The sequence below is a fragment of the Sporosarcina sp. E16_3 genome (assembly GCF_017347125.1).
GTDB lineage: Bacteria > Bacillota > Bacilli > Bacillales_A > Planococcaceae > Sporosarcina.
Window position 1 is genome coordinate 1 of sequence record NZ_JADPRX010000069.1, and the last position, 2,239, is coordinate 2,239.

Annotated in this window: 3 protein-coding genes; 1 reads left to right on the top strand and 2 read right to left on the bottom strand. The window is 41.2% G+C overall.

The features are described from left to right. Positions 1-85 precede the first annotated feature (85 nt). Positions 86-568, bottom strand: a complete 483-nt coding sequence (locus tag I2483_RS19040) for a sigma-70 family RNA polymerase sigma factor (protein WP_207278633.1) — start codon at positions 566-568, stop codon at positions 86-88. Between the two features lie 246 nt (positions 569-814). Here I2483_RS19040 and I2483_RS19045 point away from each other — a divergent pair, with 246 nt between their 5' ends. After that, positions 815-1,321 (top strand): competence protein ComK, encoded by a 507-nt coding sequence (locus I2483_RS19045; RefSeq protein WP_207278635.1) that lies wholly within the window; start codon positions 815-817, stop codon positions 1,319-1,321. 361 nt (positions 1,322-1,682) lie between these two features. On the opposite strand, the gene I2483_RS19050 is transcribed toward I2483_RS19045, so the two are convergent. Next, positions 1,683-2,239: hypothetical protein (locus I2483_RS19050; protein ID WP_207278636.1), on the bottom strand; the 557-nt coding region annotated here is incomplete at its 5' end.

Consider the following 2,239-nt stretch of genomic DNA (forward strand, 5'->3'; position numbering starts at 1 on the left):
TAAGGCGCTTCGGCTATGCGGCAAAGAGCGCCGCTCCGCCGACCCGTCTTATGCCTGTCGGAGCTTAACGGCGCCTTCCGCTTTTCTATGTTAATACACGTCTCAATTTCTCCAGCGATCGGTATCTTCTTTTCCTAACTCCTTCGACCGTAATTCCAATTCGCTCAGCACATTCTGTAAGCGTATACCCCTCGATAAATAGCCAATCAATAAGTTCCTGCTCGTCAGGGGTCAACACGTCCAGCGCATCCGATAGTCTATTCAGCGCTTCATGCTGGACAGTGATTTCAGACTCAATTAGATACGCCAAGGACTCGTCTTCTATCAGCACGATATTCTCTTCAAATACGTTTTCCTTTTTTAATTCATCCAACATGCCACCCCGTATGCTGCGATAGGCAAATGGCGTGAAATTCCCTTTCGCTACGTCAAAGCGGTTCCATGCTTGCCATAATGCGACTCTTCCCGCCTGCCTGAAACTGTCATGGTTGCGGTGAATATTCAATTTGCGGAGAGATGCAGAAATCATCGGTTCATACTGTTCCATAACGTCTTCAAAAGTCATCATTTGTGCGGCCTTCCAGACCGTGCACGGTGCTTTGTATTCCCGGGTGACTACATCGTAGTGCATTTAAAATAGGGAATCCAATAACCATTTATGACGTTTGGCGGACCATACGTGATGAATAGTTTACGAAAAACGACATTAAACGCATAATAGTTACAATATTCACCGTATTTAAACAAAATGGCATTGATTGTTTATGAGTAAATGGTATCATACATATATAACGGGTAAGAAGGGGGATTTTATTTGAGAAAGTGTGATTCTTTTTTGATTAATCGAACAGTACTGGCAGTTAAAGCATTTTTCATGGGGGACAATAAAAGCGAAATTCTTACAACACATGGTATTTATTACTCAGTGTTAACACCACTAGACCTACTCAATAAGGCGTGCATAAATTATTATTCAACTTGGCAGGGACGTACAAATGTTGCAAAGAATTTGTTGAATTATTCAAAGAAGCCGCCGTTCATTATAGTACCTAACGAAATTGGTGTATTTCCAACAAAATCATCAGATAGTCCGGATTGTGTCTTTATTTTTAATCATTACATCAGCGTTGAAGAAGTGGCGAAAGGCCAATCAGTGATCACATTTATGCCAGGAATTTCGATTACCGTAAATGTCTCGAAAAACACCATACTAAAGCAATATCAACGCCTCCACACACTGATGAGCGTAAGTAACTTGAGGCATCAGGAAAAGGAATTATATGATAGGGAAAATGGTTTCGATGATAGAAAAGATAACTAGGCGAGAACAATAGGATTGTATGGTGATTGGTTAGGATCCATTATTTGGGTAGTTGCGTTATGTTAGTTAGTCAACTCACTACAATTGCATACTTATGAACTGGAGAATAGGTATGTATCTATTCTCTTTTATTTTATTAACAATGGGTTAAACAGTCATAGTCTGTGGATCCAACAAAAGTCCGGAGTTGTCCAACAAACTCGGCGAAGTGTCCCAAAAAAAGCCCGTAGATGCCTAACTATTCGCATCCTATCTTCAACTTAGCTCCCCAGATTTCAGACACACTATGAATTCGTAAGTGTCATTGACGGCAGGGCAAAGAAGACTCCTCGTAAACTCTTTTTCGACTATCATTTTCCTTTCATCGAGAGAAAAACCCTTCAACTGGCACATCATAATCCATAAAAGCGTCACTGAATAAAGCTTTGCCAATCAGTTCGCGCAAAACGCCTGAATAATAGCCGGGCAGATTCCGTACTTTTTTCGATTTGGTTGTTTGAATCGAAATACGAAGTGCCTGTATGGCTAATTGCTCGAAAAGCTCCCCTTTGTCTTCGTGAATGCTGAATTTTAACATTTGCAGGGACTGTTTCCGGTAGACACCGTAAAAGTTACGTGCTAATTTACTTTCTCCGATTGTTGAAGAAAGAACAGATTTCATTTTACCGAAAAGTGTAGTAGGCACAATTTCCGGAGGAGACGTTCTTTTAAGGTCTTTAGTGTTTATCGCTTTAGAAAGAAAAGCTTCGTTTTGCGGTTTCGCGGGTTCCGCCTTACTGGTAGAAGGCTTTTCATCACTCTTCGGGGTGTTCAATTTCGACTGGTCACTAGTAGGTTTTATGACGTAAATGTTAGCGCCTAGACCGCTCATGACAGGGCGGATATAGTGAATGCGTTCGATAATTCCGAGCTTTTCTA